This window comes from Streptomyces sp. CNT360 (genome assembly GCF_000424785.1).
This window is the reverse complement of sequence record NZ_KE384244.1, coordinates 75,599-93,328: the sequence shown is the minus strand read 5'-3', so window position 1 is coordinate 93,328 and position 17,730 is coordinate 75,599. Positions and strand designations below refer to the sequence as shown.

Below are 17,730 nucleotides of genomic sequence, written 5' to 3'. Positions count from 1 at the left end.
GCAGCGTCTCAGGGCCGCCCCGGGCGCCTCGCCGTGCGGAAGCGCCTGTGGAGCACCGTCGTGCGCGGGGTCAGCTCAGGCGCTCCAGCACCATGGCCATGCCCTGGCCGCCGCCCACGCACATCGTCTCCAGGCCGAACTGCTTGTCGTGCCACTGGAGCGAGTTGAGCAGCGTGGTGGTGATGCGGGCGCCCGTCATCCCGAAGGGGTGACCCACCGCGATGGCGCCGCCGTTGACGTTGAGCCTGTCGAGGTCGATGCCCAGGTCCTGGTACGAGGGGATGACCTGCGCGGCGAAGGCCTCGTTGATCTCGACCAGGTCGATGTCGCCGATCGACATGCCCGCGCGGGCCAGCGCCTGCTTGCTGGCCTCAACCGGGCCGTACCCCATGATCTCGGGGGAGAGCGCGGAGACCCCGGTTGCCACGATGCGGGCCAGCGGGGTGAGCCCCAGCTCACGGGCCTTGGTGTCGGACATGATCACCAGTGCGGCGGCACCGTCGTTGAGAGCGCAGCAGTTACCCGCGGTGACCAGGCCGTCCGGACGGAAGACGGGCTTCAGGCCCTCGACGCCCTCCAGCGTCACCCCCGGCCGCGGCCCGTCGTCCTTGCCGACGACCGTGCCGTCGGGGGTGGTGACCGGCGTGATCTCCCGCTCCCAGAAGCCGTCGGCGAGGGCCTTCTCCGCCAGGTTCTGGGAGCGGACGCCGAACTCGTCCATCTCCCGGCGGGTGATGCCCTTGTGCCGGGCGAGGTTCTCGGCGGTCTGGCCCATCGCGATGTAGACGTCGGGGACCTTCCCGTCCTCGCGGGGGTCGGTCCACCCTTCTCCCCCCTGCTCGGCGCGGGCCGCGGTACGCGCTTCGGCGTCGGCGAAGAGGGGGTTGTGGGTGTCGGGCATCCCGTCGGAGGTGCCCTTGACCGAGCGGGAGACCGTCTCGACGCCCGCCGAGACGAACACGTCGCCCTCGCCCGCCCTGATCGCGTGCAGCGCCATGCGGGTCGTCTGCAGGGAGGAGGAGCAGTAGCGGGTGACGGTGCAGCCCGGCAGGTGGTCCATCCCCATCTGGACGGCCACGACGCGGCCGAGATTGTGGCCCTGCTCACCGCCGGGGAGGCCGCAGCCGAGCATCAGGTCGTCGATGTCCCGCGGGTCCAGCTCGGGCACCTTTGCCAGGGCCGCCTTGATGATCCCGGCCGTCAGGTCGTCCGGGCGTACGTCCTTGAGGGAGCCCTTGAAGGCGCGGCCGATGGGGGAGCGGGCGGCGGAGACGATCACTGCTTCGGGCATCAGGGGCTCCTGGGGGAGTCGGCGGATCGGCGGGGTACGCAGCGGAAGCTACCCGCCCGTAGGGTGGCGGTCACGGTCTGGGCGGTGTGATGCGGGCCTCTTCTAAGCGTTTGCTTTGTAGCGGGGTCCCGTCAAGGCGGTGCCGCTCGCGCGGACCGGTCGGCCCGCCCCTCACAACGGATGTCGCGTCCCGCCCGGTTCGGTCGCCCCGCCTGTCGCCAGGAGGCTCCGCTCGCCCGCGTCGGCTCAGCTCCGTACGCCGTCACCGGCCTGCCGCCGAACCGGCCCGCCGCCACGGGGTGGCCTGCCGGTGCCCACTCCTCCGGGCTGTCCCGGGGCAGCAGCCCCCGGGCTCCGGCCCCCGGGGCACCGTCCTCGACGGTCGGTCCCTCCCGGGGCGGGGCTCGGAAGGAGCGGCGGTTCAGCGGTGTTCGGCTTCCTCGGGGGAGTGCGGGGTGGCCTCCTCTGCGGCGGGAAGCCGGCGCCGTCGCCGGTGCTTGAGCAGCGCCCAGGGGCCGCGCATCCCCGCGACCTCGGTGCCGCCCTCCGCGGCGGCCTCCGCCGCGGCCCGCGCCACCGGCAGTACGCCCTCGCGCCGCCGCGCGTCCGGCCGCTCGTCCTCCGTCGGCCACAGTCCCAGCGCTGCGCACAGCGTGGGCAGCACCGCCATCGCGGCGGTGGCGTAGCCCTCGGCGGAGGGGTGGTAGTTGTCGGGTCCGAACAGCTCGCGCGGGTTCGCGGAGAACTCCGGACCCAGCAGGTCGCCCAGGGAGACCGTGCGGCCGCCCTCCTCGACGACGGCGATGGTCTGGGCCGCCGCGAGCTGACGCGACAGCCGCCGCGCGATCCAGCGCAGCGGCTGTCCGACGGGCTCGACGCTGCCCAGGTCCGGGCAGGTGCCGACCACCACCTCGCAGCCCGCGGTCCGCAGCCGGGCCACCGCGTCGGACAGGTGGCGGACCGACCGGGCCGGAGGCATCCGGTGGGTGACGTCGTTGGCGCCGATCATGATGACGCACACGTCCGGCGCCTCGGACAGCTCCCGTTCGCTCAGCAGCAGGGTGATCTGCCGCTCCAGATCCTCGGACATGGCGCCGGACAGGGCGACGTTGCGCAGTCTCACCGGGCGTTCCGCCACGGCGGCGAGCGCGGAGGCCAGCAGGGCTCCGGGGGTCTGCCGGGGCCGGTGCACGCCTTGGCCGGCCGCCGTGGAGTCGCCGAGGAAGGCCATGTGCAGCGGGCGCCCCGTGTAGCGCCTGCCGAAGGCGCTGCCGTACAGACCGTCGGCCACGGGTGGCTCGTCCTCGGAACCTCCGATATGACGTTTCGCCAGTTGGATCTCGGTGAAGAGCAGCCCGACCGCCGCCCCGCCGACCAGGCCGATTCCGCCGCCTCCGTAGGCGGCTGCGGTAGCGATCCGTCGGGCCACTCTGGCACTCGACGCCTTCGACATCGGCATTGTGCTGTTCCGCCTCCCGGGTTCTTGTTCTGATGGTTCGTCGTGGTCCGTCAAGGGTTCGTCATAGGTCGTCGATCGGTCGCCACGGGGTGAAAGGGGTTTTCAGGGGGTGCTGGTGAGGTCGCATTGCCGGCATCGGTCCGATTGCCGGGATCGGTCTGTCGGGATCGGTGGTGTCGGTTTCGTCCTACGGCGGTGGGGGAAAGAAGGGGCGCGCTTGTCCGGGGAGGAGTGAAGGTCCTGCCGCGCGCCGGGGTTCACACCCCTCAAGACTGTGTTGCCCCGTGCGGACCATGCTGCAACGCGCCCCCTGCGTGCGCGTGTTGCCCAATATGGTGTGGCACGGGCCGCGACCCGCGGCCCGGCGACCACGACTACGCGCGGAGACCACGGTGCAGTATCACGAGTCGATGATCGAGCTTGTCGGCAACACCCCGCTGCTCAAGCTCACCAGTGTGACCGAAGGCATCCAGGCCACCGTCCTGGCCAAGGTCGAGTACTTCAACCCGGGCGGCTCGGTGAAGGACCGCATCGCGCTGCGCATGATCGAGGCCGCCGAGCAGTCGGGCGCGCTGCGCCCCGGCGGGGTGATCGTGGAGCCGACGTCGGGCAACACCGGTGTCGGGCTGGCCATCGTGGCCCAGCAGAAGGGCTACCGCTGCCTGTTCGTGTGCCCCGACAAGGTCTCCACCGACAAGATCAACGTCCTGCGCGCGTACGGGGCCGAGGTCGTGGTCTGCCCCACCGCTGTCGACCCGGAGCACCCCGACTCGTACTACAACGTCTCCGACCGGCTCGTCCGCGAGACTCCCGGCGCCTGGAAGCCCGACCAGTACAGCAACCCGGACAATCCCCGCTCGCACTACGAGACGACGGGCCCCGAACTGTGGGAGCAGACGGACGGGCGGATCACCCATTTCGTGGCGGGCATCGGTACGGGCGGCACCATCAGCGGCACCGGGCGGTACCTGAAAGAGGTCAGCGGTGGCCGTGTACGGATCGTCGGCGCCGACCCGGAGGGCTCCGTCTACTCGGGGGGCTCCGGGCGCCCCTACCTGGTCGAGGGCGTCGGTGAGGACTTCTGGCCCGACGCCTACGACCGCGGGGTCACCGACGAGATCGTCGCCGTCTCCGACAAGGACTCCTTCCGGATGACGCGGCGCCTCGCCAAGGAGGAGGGACTGCTGGTCGGCGGGTCGTGCGGGATGGCGGTGGTCGGTGCGCTGGAGGTGGCCCGGCGGCTCGGCCCCGAGGACGTGGTCGTCGTGCTGCTGCCGGACAGCGGGCGCGGCTACCTCAGCAAGATCTTCAACGACGAGTGGATGAACGACTACGGCTTCCTGGAGGAGGGCGGTACGGCCGGGGCGCGGGTCGGTGACGTCCTGCGGTACAAGGAGGGGCCGATGCCCTCCCTGGTGCACATGCACCCCGAGGAGACCGTCGGGGAGGCCATCGAGGTGCTGCGCGAGTACGGCGTCTCGCAGATGCCCGTGGTCAAGCCGGGCGCGGGCCACCCGGACGTGATGGCTGCCGAGGTGATCGGGTCGGTCGTCGAACGGGAGCTGCTGGACGCGCTGTTCGCGCAGCGCGCCTCGCTGGGCGACCCGCTGGACAAGCACATGTGCGCGCCGCTGCCGCACGTGGGGGCGGGTGAGCCGGTCGCCGACCTGATGGCCGTGCTGGAGGGGGCCGACGCGGCGGTGGTGCTGGCGGACGGCAAGCCGAGCGGTGTGGTCAGCCGCCAGGACCTGCTGGCGTTCCTCGCGTCGGACACCCGTCAGACGGCGTAGCGGCCGGTCGGGTCCGGGTCACCGCGGTGGCCCGGACCGGAGGAACGGGGTGCCGGCGGCCCGCCGCCGGGCCCCGCATGCAGGCGCGGGCGGCGCACGGGCTCCGGGCGCCCGGTGGCATGGACGTCCCCCTGCGCGCAGGACGGCCGGGCGTGCTCCCGGGGGTGCCGCACGGGCGACCGGGACCGTACGTGTACCGGTGCGACGGGGTGCCGCGAGGCTACAGCTCGTCGCGGGGCGACTTCCCCGTAGTGAACCAGGACCGGCTGGCCTGCAGCGCGTTGACGGCGACGATGCCGGCCCAGCAGGTGGCCAGGCCGGTCATGCCCGCGTTGGCCACGGCGATCGCCGAGAGCGGGATCGCCAGCACCAGTGAGGCCACGGCCAGGCCGAGCCGCGCGCCGAGCCCCTCGGGGTAGGACGGCGACGGCCGCTGCGGCCTGCCGGGTGCGGCGCCGCGGGCGACCACCATCTGCTGCTCCGCGAGCTGTCGGCGCACCCGCTTGTCGACGGCGGTGTCGAGCCGTTTGTCCACCTTCTCCAGGAAGGAGTCGATCAGCTCGTCCTCGTACTCGGGGCCGAGCTCCCTGCGGGTCGCCAGGGTCGCGTCGAGCTCCTTCTTGAGCTCGGGGTCGGGTGCGCTCATACCTGGCACGGTACGGGGACGCCGGGCGGGACGCAGTGGTGCTAGCACCACTCCCGGCGCCGTGCGAGGTCCACGCCGGGGAGGCCCAGGGCCCACCGTATTGCATGAAGTTGATCGAAACGAGTCTTGACGCGTCAACTTCGAGCACATAGCTTTCCGGGCATCCGGCTCCCAGGAAGGCCCCCGGCGTGCGCAGACGTTCCCTTCTGTCAGCGGCCGCCGCGACGACGCTCGGTACGACGGCGTTCGCGGCCGGTTGCAGCAGTCCCTCGAAACCGACCACCTCCCGAGCCAAGGGCGGCACCGCACGCGGGCGGATCACCTACGGCGTCTGGGACGTGTACCAGATGCCGGCGATGCAGAAGGCCGCCAAGGAGTTCGAGCGCACCAGGCCGGGGGTGAAGGTCGATGTGCAGCTCACCCCGAACGCGACGTACTGGACGAAGCTGCGCACCGCCTGCTCCGGCGGCTCGGCGCCCGACGTGTTCTGGATGAACGGCCCCAACTTCGGGCTGTACGCCGACAACGGGCAGCTCCTCCCACTGCAGACGGAAGGCGACCACAAGGTCCTCGACCCGGCCGACTTCCCGCCCGACCTGGCGAAGCTCTACCGCTGGAAGGGCACCCAGTTCGGGGCGCCGAAGGACTTCGACACGGTCGCGCTCTGGTTCAACCAGGAGCTCTTCGACCGGGCGGGCGTGGACCACCCGGACGCCTCCTGGACGTGGCACGACCTGATCGAGAACGCGCAGCGCCTCACCGACCGGCGCCGCGGGATCTACGGGATCGGCGCCCCTGTGCGGGCACAGGAGAACTACTACAACTCCATACCGCAGGCCGGCGGCCGGGTGATCTCCAAGGACCGTACGCAGTCCGGCTACGCCGACCCGGAGACCCTCGACGGGCTGCAGCTGTGGATCGACATGATCCACCGCTACCGCGCCTCGCCCACCCTCCAGCAGCTCACCGACACCGACGCCACCCAGATGTTCCAGGCGGGCAAGCTGGCCATGACGTACGAGTGCTCGTACAACGCGGCCGTCTTCTGGGCCGATCCGGCGCTGCGCGACAAGGTGGACGTCGCCCCCCTGCCCCGCGGCAAGCACCGTGCCAGTGTCATCCACGGCCTGGCCAACGTCGTCTACGCCAGGACCCCGTACCCCGAACTCGCCCGGGACTTCGTGCGCTTCATGTCCTCCAGGCGCGGGGCGCTCCTCCAGGCCAAGGGCACCGCCATCCCGGCGCGCAACGGCACCCAGCAGCCGTGGGTGGACTCCATGCCGAAGTTCGATCTGAAGGTCCACCTGGACGCCGTGGACTACGCGACGCCGTACCCGATCTCCACCAACACCGCCGCCTGGTCGCACAAGGAACTGCAGATGCTCTCCCGGGCCTGGAGCGGGAACGAGAGCCTGGAGAGCGTGTCGCGTTCCCTCACCAAGGCGATGAACCAACTGCTCGCCCAGGAGGGGACCGCATGAGCGTCGACGTCGAGTCCGGTACGGCGTCGGGGACGGCACCGCCGCCGACCCCCGCGAGCTCCGGCCCGTCCGCGCGGGAGCGCGAACGGGAGCTGCGCAGACGGGAGCGCCGCTTCCTGTACCGCGACAAGTGGTGGGGTTACGCGCTGATCGCGCCGGCCGGGCTGGGCCTGGCGGTCTTCTACCTGTGGCCGGTCCTGCAGACCCTGTACTTCAGCTTCACCGAGTGGGGCCCCTTCGGCGGCACCCGGTGGATCGGGCTGGAGAACTACCGCACGATGCTGCACGACCCCGAGGTGTGGCAGTCGCTGGGCAACAGCCTCATGTACACGGTGCTGGTGCTGCTGGGCATACCCGTCTCGATGGTGCTGGCCGTGCTGCTGAACCTGAAGGGCATGCGCGGAACGGGCCTGTACCGGACGCTGTACTTCCTGCCCGTCGTCACCATGCCGGCGGCCGTGGCGGTGGTGTGGCGCTGGCTGTACAACGGCGACGTCGGCATCCTCAACCAGGCGCTGGACGCGATCGGCATCGACGGCACCTACTGGGTCTCCGACCCGGACGTGGTGCGGTTCGCGGTCGCCGTGGTCGGGGTGTGGATGACCGTCGGCTACAACATGATCCTGCTCCTGGCCGGCCTGCAGAGCATCCCGCAGGACTACTACGAGGCGGCCTCCCTGGACGGGGCCGGACGCGTGCGGCAGTTCTTCTCCGTCACGATGCCGCTGCTCAGCCCCACGATCTTCTTCACCACCGTGCTGTCGGTGATCCAGTCCCTCCAGGTGTTCGACCTGATCTACATGATCCTGGGGGCCAACACCTCCGTCGGCGTCACGAACCCGGCCTACAGCGAGGGCCAGACCATCGTGATGCTCTTCTTCCAGAAGTCCTTCTACGACAACCAGCGCGCGTACGGAGCAGCCATCGTGTGTGTGCTGTTCGTCCTGATCATGGCGCTGACCGCCCTCCAGTTCCGGTTGCAGAAGAGGTGGGTCCACTATGGCTGAGACGACAGTGCGGGCGGGGCGCCGCCGGCCGGGCCCCGCGGGCCGCCGCACCCGCCGCGAGGGACGCCTGTGGCCCGCCCACCTGGTGCTGTCCGTGGGGGCGGTCGTCACCGTCTTCCCGCTGCTGTGGCAGGTGCTGACCTCGTTCAAGTCCTTCGGCGAGTCCACCCGGGTGCCGCCGACGATCCTCCCGGAGCACTGGCACTGGTCGAACTACGCGACGGTCTTCGAGTCCATCCCGTTCACCGACCAGCTCCTCAACACGGTGCTGATGACGCTGCTGCGCACCGCCGCCCAACTGCTGCTGTGCTCGATGGCGGCGTACGCCTTCGCCCGTATCGACTTCCCCGGGCGCGGCGCGCTCTTCCTCGGGTTCCTGGCCGTGCTGATGGTGCCCGGCCAGCTGTTCCTGCTGCCGCAGTACCAGATCATGCAGGACCTCGGCTGGCTCAACTCCCTCCAGGCGCTCGTGGTGCCCGGCATGTTCAGCGCCTTCGGCACGTTCCTGCTGCGGCAGTTCTTCATGGGGCTGCCCACCGAACTGGAGGAGGCGGCCAGACTGGACGGCGCCAACCCGTTCACCGTCTTCTGGCGGATCGCCCTGCCGCTGGCCAGGCCCGGACTGCTGGCCCTGGGCATCCTCACCTTCCTGTGGTCCTGGAACGATCTGATGTGGCCGCTGGTCGTCAACACCGACCCCTCACAGATGCCGCTCTCGGCCGGGCTGGCCACCCTCCAGGGCGCCCACCTGACCGAGTACCCGGTGCTGATGGCCGGCTCGGTGCTGGCCACCCTGCCGGTGATCGTCGTCTTCGTGTCGATGCAGCGGCAGTTCATCCAGGGCATCGCTTTCTCCGGCATGAAGGGCTGAACCGCATGAGCCATCCGACCGACACCCCGACCGGTACCGCCGTCGCCCCGGCCGCCGACCGCGGCCAAGAGGGTCGCACCCGGGACCTGCGCCTGGCCGTCGTCGGCCTGGGTCTGCGCGCCACCCTGGCCAAGGAGGCGCACCGCCCCGGCGAGGGCTCCCGCGTGGTGGCCGCCGTCGACCTCGCGCCCGCCGCCTTCGAGCGGGCCCGCGAGTGGTTCGGTGAGGACGTGCACGTCTACACCGACCACCACGCGCTGCTCCGGGCGGAGGAGCTGGACGCCGTCTTCGTCATCACCCCCGACCACACGCACGAGCAGCTCGCACTCGACCTGCTCGGCGCGGGCGTCGCCGTCTTCGTGGAGAAGCCGCTGGCCATCACCACCGAGGGCTGCGACCGGGTGCTGGAGGCGGCCCGAGCCGGCGGCGCCCGGCTGTACGTGGGCCACAACATGCGGCACATGCCGGTGGTGCGCACCATGCGCGAGCTGATCCAGCGGGGCGAGATCGGCGAGGTCAAGGCGGTCTGGTGCCGCCACTTCGTCGGCCACGGCGGCGACTTCTACTTCAAGGACTGGCACGCCGACCGCCGCAACACCACCGGCCTGCTCCTGCAGAAGGGCGCCCACGACCTGGACGTCATCCACTGGCTGGCCGGCGCCTACACCGAGCGGGTCACCGCGCTGGGCGGCCTGACCGTCTACGGCGACAACCCCGACCGCTCGGGCCAGGCACCCGGCGCGGTGATGCCCGACTGGTACGACCCGGAGAACAACTGGCCCCCGCGCTCCTTGACCGGGCTCAACCCGGTGGTCGACGTGGAGGACCTCTCCATGATGGTGATGCGCCTGCAAGGCGGTGTCCACGCCAGCTACCAGCAGTGCCACTACACGCCCGACTACTGGCGCAACTACACCGTCATCGGCACCGAGGGCCGGCTGGAGAACTTCGGCGACCACGGGGAGACCGCCGAGGTGCGGGTGTGGAACCGCCGCAGCCGCGAGGGCTACCGCGCCGAGGCGGACGTGGTCGTCCCGATGCCCGCCCCCGGCGAGGGCGCCGGCGGACACGGCGGGTCCGACCCGCTGCTGGTCGCGGAGTTCCTGCGGTTCGTCCGGGACGGCGGAACCACCGACACCAGCCCCGTCGCCGCCCGTGAGGCGGTGGCGGCCGGCGTGGCAGCCACCGCCTCCCTCCGGGACGGCGGAACACCGGTGGCCGTGGGGCGGGTGGCCCCCGACCTGGCGCGCTGGTTCGACGAGGGCCAGGCCTGACACGGCCACCACTGCCCCGCCCGGCGCCCCGCGCCGGGCGGGGCGCCCGCGCCGGGTGCCTTGCCGCGGCCGGCTCTTGCTGCATAGGGTTATGCAAGGGGGGAGCGGGCTGAATGAGAGGTGCGGGATGAGCAGCGCGAGTGCGCGGTTGCTGTCACTGTTCGAGGGGTACCGGCTGACCCCGACCCAGCGCCGCATCGCCCACTGCATGGTCCGCAGAGCAGGGGACGCGCCCTTCCTCTCCAGCGTCGAGCTCGCCGAGCTGGCCGGGGTCAGCCAGCCGTCGGTCACCCGGTTCGCCGTGGCGCTCGGATTCGACGGCTACCCGGCGCTCCGCCGTCACCTGCGGGAGAGCGAGCCGCAGGCGGAGGCGGCCTCTCCCGGCGCCGAGGGCGGGCCGCACAACGGCGGCAACGAGTACCAGCAGGCCGTGCTGGCCGAGATCGAGAACCTGCGGCACCTCGCCGGGCTGCTGGCGGACCCGGCGCCCCTCGAACGCGCCGGGGCGGTGCTGGCCGGCTCCCGCCCCCTGCCCGTCCTGGGGCTGCGGGCGGCGGCGGCCCAGGCGAGCGGCTTCGCCTACTTCGCAGCCAAGGTCCATCCCGACGTGCGGCTGCTCACCGAGGGCGGCTCGATGCTCGTCGACCGGATCGACAGGTGCGTACGTGCCGGCGCCAGTGCACTGATGTGCTTCGCGCTGCCCCGCCACCCCCGCGAGACCGTCGAGGCGCTGGAGCAGGCCCGGGCGGCCGGGCTGTCCGTCGTCACCGTCGCCGACAGCGCCTTCGCGCCCGTCGCGCACCCCGGCGACCTGCTGCTGCCCGCCGCCGTCGGCACGGGCCTCGCCTTCGACACCGCCTGCGCCCCCATGCTGCTGGGCCGCGTCCTGCTCGAAGCGATGTGCGACGGCCTGCCCGACGCGCAGGCCCGCCTGGAGGAGTTCGACACCCGGGCGAGCGAGCGCGGGCTCTTCGCGGAGTGACCGGGCCCGGGACCGGCCGCGTCGGAAGACGCCGGAAAAGCGGGTGCCTTCGTGCGTCAGTCTCCGTACTGCGCGCGGCCGTTGCCCGACAGTTGACCGGAGGCCCTTGATTGGACAGCTCCCCTGTGGTGCGCGGCGCCGACCGCCGGCTCGTGCGGAAGTGGGTGACCGGCTGGGCCGCCGCCCGTGGCACCCCCGCGCCGGTGGAACGCCCCTGGGGGCTGTGGATGGCGGTCGGATCCGCCCGCCTCGTGGGACGGCACGTGCTGCTGGGCGCCCCCGAGGCCACCGTCCGCGAGGCTGCCGCAGCGGTGACCGCGCCGCACACCTGGCTCATGGTCTTCGCGGAGCCCGGCACGGTGGCCGGCCACCTGCCGCCCCACTGGGAGATCGACCACGCGGAGACCGGCCACCTGATGGTCACCGGCCTGCACCGGACCGCTCCGGTGCCGCCCGACGGCTACCTCCTCGCCACCCGGACCCGCGGGTGCGTCACCGTCGCCGAGGTGTCCGACACCGCGGGGCGGCACGTGGCCGGCGGCCGGATGTCCGTGCTGGAGGGCACCGCCGTGCTGGACGGCGTCGTCACCGAGGAGGCCCACCGGCGGCGTGGTCTGGGCAGCCTGGTGGTGCGCGCCCTCACCGACGGCGCCGTGGCCGCGGGCGCCGGCCTCGGCCTGCTCGGCGCCACCCCGCAGGGCCGCGCCCTGTACGAGACGCTCGGCTGGGAGGCGCACAGCATCCTCACGGAGTGCGCCTACCGGCCCTGACCACGCCCCTGCCCGGCTGCCGGAGCGAGACGGCCGCCCGCTGTGCGCAGCGTCACTCACGGTGCCGGTGCGCGGAGTGTCCGTCCGTGGGCTCGCAGAGCTGGACGTAGTTGCCGTCCGGGTCCTCCACGGTGCCCATCAGCATGTCCGCGCCGGCCACCCCGACGGGGCGGATCCAGCGCGGATCGAGCTGCCGGGTGAGGCGGCGCTCCAGCTCGTGGATGCCGGTCACCTCGAAGTTCACCAGGGCGCGGCCCGGCTCGACGGACCTGCTGCCCACGTCGTCGCGGGCCTCGAAGAGCACGTATGTGCCGCACAGGTCGAGGTGGCGCACCGGGCTGCCGTCCTCGCGGCCGTCCCGGGTGCGGCCGGGGGCGAACGCGTCGCGGTACCACTCCCACAGCCTGCCCGGGTCGGTGCTGCCCAGCACGGTGCCGCCCAGCCTGGGGCCGGCCGGTTCCGTGGCCTCACTCATGACGTACTGCCTCCCGCGTCCCGGATCACCGGGCCCTGTGCACCGGCGCCGTGGAAAGGGACCACCGGGAGTGCGGAAACTCGTCGCGCGGCGGCGCCGTACCGCGGCAGGGGCCCGTGGTGGGCGCTGCGATACGGTGACACCTGCACGGAATTCTGCACAGACATCCGGCTGAGCAGGCGCGATCCCGGGCGGGGTCCTCGCCAGCCCCGCACAGAACCAGGAACGCCGTGGACCGACTCGCCGCCGTGCAGCAGAGGCTGCGCACCGCGCCGCCGCAGGCGCTCGTCTCCGTCGTCGCCGACGAGCTGCGCGAGCGGTACGGCGCCGACCGCGTCGAGGTCCGCATGGTCGACTACGGCATGACCTCGCTCCAGATGGTCGACGGCTATCCGGCGCACCACGGACCGGTACCCGTGCACGACAGCCCGGAGGGCCGGGCCTTCGGCGCGCAGGAGCCGCATGTCACCAGCCGGAGCGGCGGCGGGGTCGTGGTGCATCTGCCGCTGACGGTCCGCAGCGACCGGATGGGCACGCTCTCGGTCGGGCTGCCCGCCGCCTCCGACGCGCGCGGCCTGCTGCCCGAGCTGCACGAGCTGTGCGAGGCGCTCGGGCACGAGATCCTCGTCGCCGAGCGGGACACCGACCTGTTCGTGCTGGCCCGGCGCGCCTCACGGCTCACCCTCGCGGCGGAGATGCAGTGGCAGCTGCTGCCCGGCCGCTCCTGCATGCGGCCCGAGTTCGAGGTCGGCGCCCATCTGGAGCCCGCCTACGCGATCTTCGGCGACACCTTCGACTGGGAGGCCTCCGAGCGGCACCTGACGCTGAGCATCACCAACGGCATGGGCGAGGGCATGGAGGCAGCGCTGCTGACCAATCTGGCCACCAACGCGCTGCGCAACGCCCGCCGCGCCGGACTGGACCTGGCCGGCCAGGCGACCCTCGCGGACCAGGCCGTGTACGCGCAGTACCAGGGCTCCGCCTACGTCTCGGTGCTGCTGATGCGGCTGGAGCTGGCCACCGGCGACGTCGAGGTGGTGGACGCGGGCTCCCCGCGGATGTGGCGGCTGCGCGGGAGCCGGACGATCGACAGCATCGACTTCGACCGACAGTTGCCGCTGGGCATGTTCGAGGACACCGTCTACACCGAGGAACACCACACCGTGCTGCCCGGCGACCGGCTGCTGTTCGGCAGCGACGGCGTCTACGACACGGCGGGGCGCGCCGGTGAGAAGTACGGCGACCGCGCCCTGGCCCGCTCCCTGGCCGCCAACAAGCTGCTGCCGGCCGCCCAGGTCCCGGCCGCCATGCTCCGCGAGCTGGCCGACTACCGGGGCGAGACGCCCCTCCAGGACGACGCCCTCCTCATGTGCATCGACTGGCACGGCCGGAAGAGCGCGGCCGGACAGGGGGCCGACGGCCACGGCATGGGCGGCAGCGGCGCGGGCGGCGGGACCCGGACCTGACCGACCGGGCCCGTTGAACACACAGCCCCGGCCCCGCGTCCGTCCAGCCGCACACCACCGGTCGGGACCGCACACCACCGGTCGGGACCGCCGACTGCCGGTCGGGGGGGGGACCGACGATCGGGACCGCTGACCGCGGGTCGGGGGTGGCCACCGCCGGTCGGGACCGCCGACCGAGCCCGCCGACCGCCGGTCGGGGGCCGCGGTCGGGACGGCCCGGCCGGGCGTGCGGACGGGGCACTCGTGACTGTCCCGTGGTGCGGAGCCCCCGGCGGTGGCGGTCCCGGCTACCCGGTGCTGTCCGGGCGCTCCGTTCCGACGACCGCGTCCGCCAGCGCCGTGAACTGCTCGTCGGACAGCTCGATCCGGGCCGCCTCGGTGTTCTCCTCCAGGTGCGTCACCTTCGAGGTGCCCGGGATCGGCAGCATCACCTCGGAGCGGCGCAGCAGCCAGGCCAGCGCGAGCTGGGAGGGGGTGGCGCCGTGCTCCCGCGCGGCGGCGTCCAGCGGGCCACCGGGACGGGCCAGGTCGCCCGTCGCCATGGGGAACCAGGGGATGAAGGCCAGGCTGTTCCCCTGGGCGGTCTCCCGTTCCGCGTACTCCAGCACCTCTTCCGCGCTGCGGTCGGCGAGGTTGTAGAGGTTCTGCACGGACACCACGTCCGCCAGCTTCCTGGCCTCCTCCAGTTGGGCCACCGTCACCTCCGACAGCCCGAGGAAGCGGATCTTGCCCTCCTGCTGGAGCAGCGAGAGCTCCCCGAGCTGGTCGGCGACCGGCACCTGCTGGTCGATGCGGTGCAGCTGGTAGAGGTCGATGCGCTCCACGCCCAGGTGGCGCAGACTCAGCTCGCACTGCTGGCGCAGGTACTCGGGGCGGCCGACCGGGCGCCAGTCGTCGGGCCCGGCGCGGGTCAGCCCGCCCTTGGTGGCGATGACGAGGTCGTCGGGGTAGGGGTGCAGGGCCTCGCGGATCAGGCGTTCGCTGACGAACGGCCCGTAGGAGTCGGCCGTGTCGATGAAGGTGACACCCAGCTCGACGGCGCGGCGCAGCACCCGGACGGCCTCGTCCGGATCCCGCGGCTCGCCCCAGATGCCGGGCCCGGTCAACTGCATCGCTCCGTAGCCGAGCCGGCTCACCGGCAGTTCGCCGCCGAGGGAGAACTGCCCGGCGGCATCGGCGGGACGGGAGCCGGAGGGTGCGCGGGTGGTCATCTGTGCGGTCCCTTTCGAAAAGACGTACAGGACGGTTCTCAGCCAAGCATCTTGATGACCTCCGCGGCCACCGGCCCCGCGGAAGCCGGGTTCTGGCCGGTGACCAGGTTCTCGTCCACCACCACGTGCGGCGCCCAGGGCTCGCCCTCCTCGAAGTGCGCGCCCGCCTCCACCAGCCGGTCCTGGAGCAGCCATCTGGCCTTGGCGGCCAGCCCCGTCTGCGCTTCCTCCGCGTTGCTGAAGGCGGTCAGCCGCCGGCCGTGCACCACACCGGCGCCCTCCTGGGTGTGGGCGGCCAGCAGCGCGGCCGGGCCGTGGCAGACGACGCCCAGCGGCCGGCCCGAGGCCAGGGTGCGCACCAGCAGGGTGCCCGAGTCGCTGTCGGTGGCCAGGTCCTCCATGGGGCCGTGGCCGCCCGGGCAGAAGACGGCGTCGAACCCCGCGGGCCCGCCGGCGCTGTCCAGCCGTACGTCCTCGATGCTCAGCGGCGCTCCCAGTTCGGTGAACGCCTCCAGGCCCGCGGCCACCCGGTCGGCGTTGTCCTGCCCGCCGTTCGCGTCCGCGGACAGGCTCGCCTGGTCGACGCTGGGCACCACCCCGCCGGGGGTGGCGACGGCGACCTGGTGGCCCGCCGTTCTGAAGGCCTCGTAGGGGGTGACCGCCTCGTCGGCCCAGAAGCCGGTGGGATGCCGGCTGCCGTCGGCGAGGGTCCAGTGCTGGGCACCGGTCAGCACGAAAAGGATCTGCGACATGAGGTTCTCCGGGGCTGCGTGGGGTTCGGCGGGGGGAGCGGGAGGGGGAGCGGCGGGTGCTGCGGACTGCGCGGGGTGCGCCGACATGCCGTACCCGGGGCGTCCCCTCCGTATGCGCACCGTCAGCGCGCTCTGGAACGACGGTAGGCCGCTCGCGTCCCGGGCGGCGACCGGAAGCGGCCCGCGGGCCGCGTGTCCCTCCGGCTGTCCCACCCCTGGCGGTTCACGGACGGACGGACGGACGGACGAGCGGGCGGCCGGGCGACCGGGCGGACCGACCGACACAGGGACGGCCGAGCACGAGGGACGGCCGGAACGGGGGACGGGCAGCCGGACGCACGCCGGGGTGCGGCGGGCGGCGGGGTGCGACGGTGCGTCGCCGTCCCCCGTCGCGGGTGTCCGTCGCCACTCCGCGTTGTGCTGCCAGGCGTTGCCGGTTGCCCGGCGGCGGGCGGCCGACCGGGATCCGTGCCCGGCCACCCGTTGACTAGAACTATTCACTGCGTATTATTGGTGAATAGATTCGATACGGCTGGAGCCGAGGAGGCAGGGTCATATGGCCAGCACCGCAGGACCGCGTCCGGTCAGGGCGCCGCGCGGCAACGAGCTGAGTGCGCTCGGATGGCAGCAGGAAGCCGCACTGCGGATGCTGCAGAACAACCTCGACCCCGAGGTCGCCGAGCACCCCGACAAGCTCGTCGTCTACGGCGGCACCGGCAAGGCCGCCCGCGACTGGGCCTCCTTCGACGCCATGGTCCGCACCCTGCGCACCCTGCGCGGCGACGAGACGATGCTCGTCCAGTCCGGCCGCCCCGTCGGCGTGCTGACCACCCACGAGTGGGCCCCGCGCGTCCTGATCGCCAACTCCAACCTGGTGGGCGACTGGGCCAACTGGGAGGAGTTCCGCCGCCTGGAGCAGCTCGGCCTGACCATGTACGGCCAGATGACGGCCGGCTCCTGGATCTACATCGGCACCCAGGGCATCCTCCAGGGCACCTACGAGACCTTCGCGGCCGTCGCCGCCAAGAGGTTCGGCGGCTCCCTCGCCGGGACGATCACCCTGACCGCCGGGCTCGGCGGGATGGGCGGTGCCCAGCCGCTCGCCGTCACCATGAACGACGGCGTCGCGATCGTCGTCGAGTGCGACCCCACCCGCATCGAACGCCGCATCGAACACGGCTACTGCGACGTGCGCGCCGACAGCATCGCCGAGGCCCTGCGGCTCGCCGTCGAGGCCCGCGACGCCCGCCGCCCGCTGTCCATCGGGCTGCTCGGCAACGCCGCCGAGGTGCTGCCGCGGATGCTGGCCGACGGCGCCCCCGTCGACATCGTCACCGACCAGACCTCCGCCCACGATCCGCTCTCCTACCTGCCGGTCGGCGTCGACTTCGCCGAGATGGCCGACTACGCCGCCGCGAAGCCCGCAGACTTCACCCGGCGGGCCCGCGAGTCCATGGCGGCGCACGTGGAGGCCATGGTCGGCTTCCAGGACGCCGGGGCCGAGGTCTTCGACTACGGCAACTCGATCCGCGGCGAGGCACAGCTGGCCGGGTACGCACGCGCGTTCGCCTTCCCCGGCTTCGTCCCCGCCTACATCCGGCCGCTGTTCTGCGAGGGCAAGGGCCCCTTCCGCTGGGCGGCCCTCTCCGGCGACCCCGCCGACATCGCCGCCACCGACCGCGCCCTGCTCGACCTGTTCCCGCAGAACGAGTCGCTGGCCCGCTGGCTGCGGCTCGCGGGCGAACGCGTCCACTACCAGGGGCTGCCCGCACGTATCTGCTGGCTCGGCTACGGCGAACGCGCCGCCGCCGGTGAACGCTTCAACGACATGGTCGCCTCCGGCGAACTCGCCGCCCCCCTCGCGCTCGGCCGCGACCACCTCGACTGCGGCTCCGTCGCCTCCCCCTACCGCGAGACAGAGGCCATGCGCGACGGCTCCGACGCCATCGCCGACTGGCCGATGCTCAACGCGATGCTCAACGTCGCCTCCGGCGCCTCCTGGGTCTCCCTCCACCACGGCGGCGGGGTCGGCATGGGGCGCTCCCTGCACGCCGGGCAGGTCACCGTCGCCGACGGCACCGCGCTGGCCGGGGAGAAGCTGCGCCGGGTCCTCACCAACGACCCGGGCACCGGTGTCATCCGGCACGTCGACGCCGGGTACGAGGAGGCGGAGACCGTCGCCGCCGAGCGCGGGGTCCGCATCCCGATGCGCGAGGGGGAGCAGTGAGGGAGCACGGCGATGGGCGGCAGGCCCC

15 protein-coding genes are annotated in these 17,730 nt (G+C 72.6%); 9 read left to right on the top strand and 6 right to left on the bottom strand.

Annotated features, from left to right (window positions below):
- Nucleotides 1-70: 70 nt before the first annotated feature.
- Together H297_RS0128090 and H297_RS38840 are read right to left on the bottom strand one after the other, a co-directional pair.
- On the bottom strand, nt 71-1,291 hold the full coding sequence (locus H297_RS0128090) for an acetyl-CoA C-acetyltransferase (RefSeq protein ID WP_027739762.1): 1,221 nt from the start codon (nt 1,289-1,291) through the stop codon (nt 71-73).
- Between the two features lie 421 nt (nt 1,292-1,712).
- Nucleotides 1,713-2,750: an SGNH/GDSL hydrolase family protein gene (locus H297_RS38840; protein WP_051352244.1), complete on the bottom strand. Its 1,038-nt coding sequence runs from the start codon at nt 2,748-2,750 to the stop codon at nt 1,713-1,715.
- 392 nt (nt 2,751-3,142) lie between these two features.
- On the opposite strand from H297_RS38840, the gene H297_RS0128080 reads away from it, so the two are divergent.
- Nucleotides 3,143-4,540, top strand: a complete 1,398-nt coding sequence (locus H297_RS0128080) for a cystathionine beta-synthase (protein WP_027739761.1) — start codon at nt 3,143-3,145, stop codon at nt 4,538-4,540.
- Between the two features lie 220 nt (nt 4,541-4,760).
- Here H297_RS0128080 and H297_RS38835 read toward each other — a convergent pair whose 3' ends face one another.
- Nucleotides 4,761-5,186 carry a hypothetical protein gene (locus H297_RS38835; protein WP_037795641.1) on the bottom strand — a complete coding sequence of 142 codons (426 nt, stop codon included), beginning with the start codon at nt 5,184-5,186 and terminating at the stop codon, nt 4,761-4,763.
- A 188-nt stretch (nt 5,187-5,374) separates the two neighbouring features.
- Between H297_RS38835 and H297_RS0128070 the strand changes: the two genes are divergently transcribed.
- The 6 genes from H297_RS0128070 (at nt 5,375) to H297_RS0128045 (ending at nt 11,571) form a co-directional block, all read left to right on the top strand.
- Nucleotides 5,375-6,667, top strand: a complete 1,293-nt coding sequence (locus H297_RS0128070; RefSeq protein ID WP_027739760.1) for an ABC transporter substrate-binding protein — start codon at nt 5,375-5,377, stop codon at nt 6,665-6,667.
- The gene (locus H297_RS0128065; RefSeq protein ID WP_027739759.1) at nt 6,664-7,674 is read left to right on the top strand and encodes a carbohydrate ABC transporter permease; all 1,011 of its coding nucleotides are present in this window, start codon (nt 6,664-6,666) and stop codon (nt 7,672-7,674) included. Before H297_RS0128070 ends, H297_RS0128065 begins: the two co-directional genes overlap by 4 nt.
- Nucleotides 7,667-8,545, top strand: coding sequence for a carbohydrate ABC transporter permease (locus H297_RS0128060; protein WP_078514713.1), 879 nt, complete (start codon nt 7,667-7,669; stop codon nt 8,543-8,545). The genes H297_RS0128065 and H297_RS0128060 overlap by 8 nt, the downstream gene beginning before the upstream one ends.
- Before the next feature lie 5 nt (nt 8,546-8,550).
- Entirely contained in the window at nt 8,551-9,819 is a 1,269-nt protein-coding gene (locus tag H297_RS0128055; protein WP_078514710.1) for a Gfo/Idh/MocA family protein, read from the top strand.
- A gap of 127 nt (nt 9,820-9,946) precedes the next feature.
- Nucleotides 9,947-10,801 carry a MurR/RpiR family transcriptional regulator gene (locus tag H297_RS0128050; protein WP_027739756.1) on the top strand — a complete coding sequence of 285 codons (855 nt, stop codon included), beginning with the start codon at nt 9,947-9,949 and terminating at the stop codon, nt 10,799-10,801.
- Nucleotides 10,802-10,911: 110 nt separating this feature from the next.
- Nucleotides 10,912-11,571 (top strand): GNAT family N-acetyltransferase, encoded by a 660-nt coding sequence (locus H297_RS0128045; protein WP_486589703.1) that lies wholly within the window; start codon nt 10,912-10,914, stop codon nt 11,569-11,571.
- A gap of 52 nt (nt 11,572-11,623) precedes the next feature.
- On the opposite strand, the gene H297_RS0128040 is transcribed toward H297_RS0128045, so the two are convergent.
- Nucleotides 11,624-12,046, bottom strand: a complete 423-nt coding sequence (locus H297_RS0128040; RefSeq protein WP_027739754.1) for a glyoxalase/bleomycin resistance/dioxygenase family protein — start codon at nt 12,044-12,046, stop codon at nt 11,624-11,626.
- Between the two features lie 230 nt (nt 12,047-12,276).
- On the opposite strand from H297_RS0128040, the gene H297_RS38830 reads away from it, so the two are divergent.
- Complete coding sequence (locus H297_RS38830) at nt 12,277-13,512, top strand: PP2C family protein-serine/threonine phosphatase (RefSeq protein ID WP_078514708.1); 1,236 nt, start codon at nt 12,277-12,279, stop codon at nt 13,510-13,512.
- Nucleotides 13,513-13,799: 287 nt separating this feature from the next.
- On the opposite strand, the gene H297_RS0128030 is transcribed toward H297_RS38830, so the two are convergent.
- Complete coding sequence (locus H297_RS0128030) at nt 13,800-14,723, bottom strand: aldo/keto reductase (protein WP_027739753.1); 924 nt, start codon at nt 14,721-14,723, stop codon at nt 13,800-13,802.
- A 38-nt stretch (nt 14,724-14,761) separates the two neighbouring features.
- The gene (locus H297_RS0128025; RefSeq protein WP_027739752.1) at nt 14,762-15,475 is read right to left on the bottom strand and encodes a type 1 glutamine amidotransferase domain-containing protein; all 714 of its coding nucleotides are present in this window, start codon (nt 15,473-15,475) and stop codon (nt 14,762-14,764) included.
- A gap of 556 nt (nt 15,476-16,031) precedes the next feature.
- On the opposite strand from H297_RS0128025, the gene hutU reads away from it, so the two are divergent.
- On the top strand, nt 16,032-17,702 hold the full coding sequence (gene hutU / locus H297_RS0128020; protein WP_027739751.1) for a urocanate hydratase: 1,671 nt from the start codon (nt 16,032-16,034) through the stop codon (nt 17,700-17,702).
- The last annotated feature ends 28 nt before the right edge of the window (nt 17,703-17,730 follow it).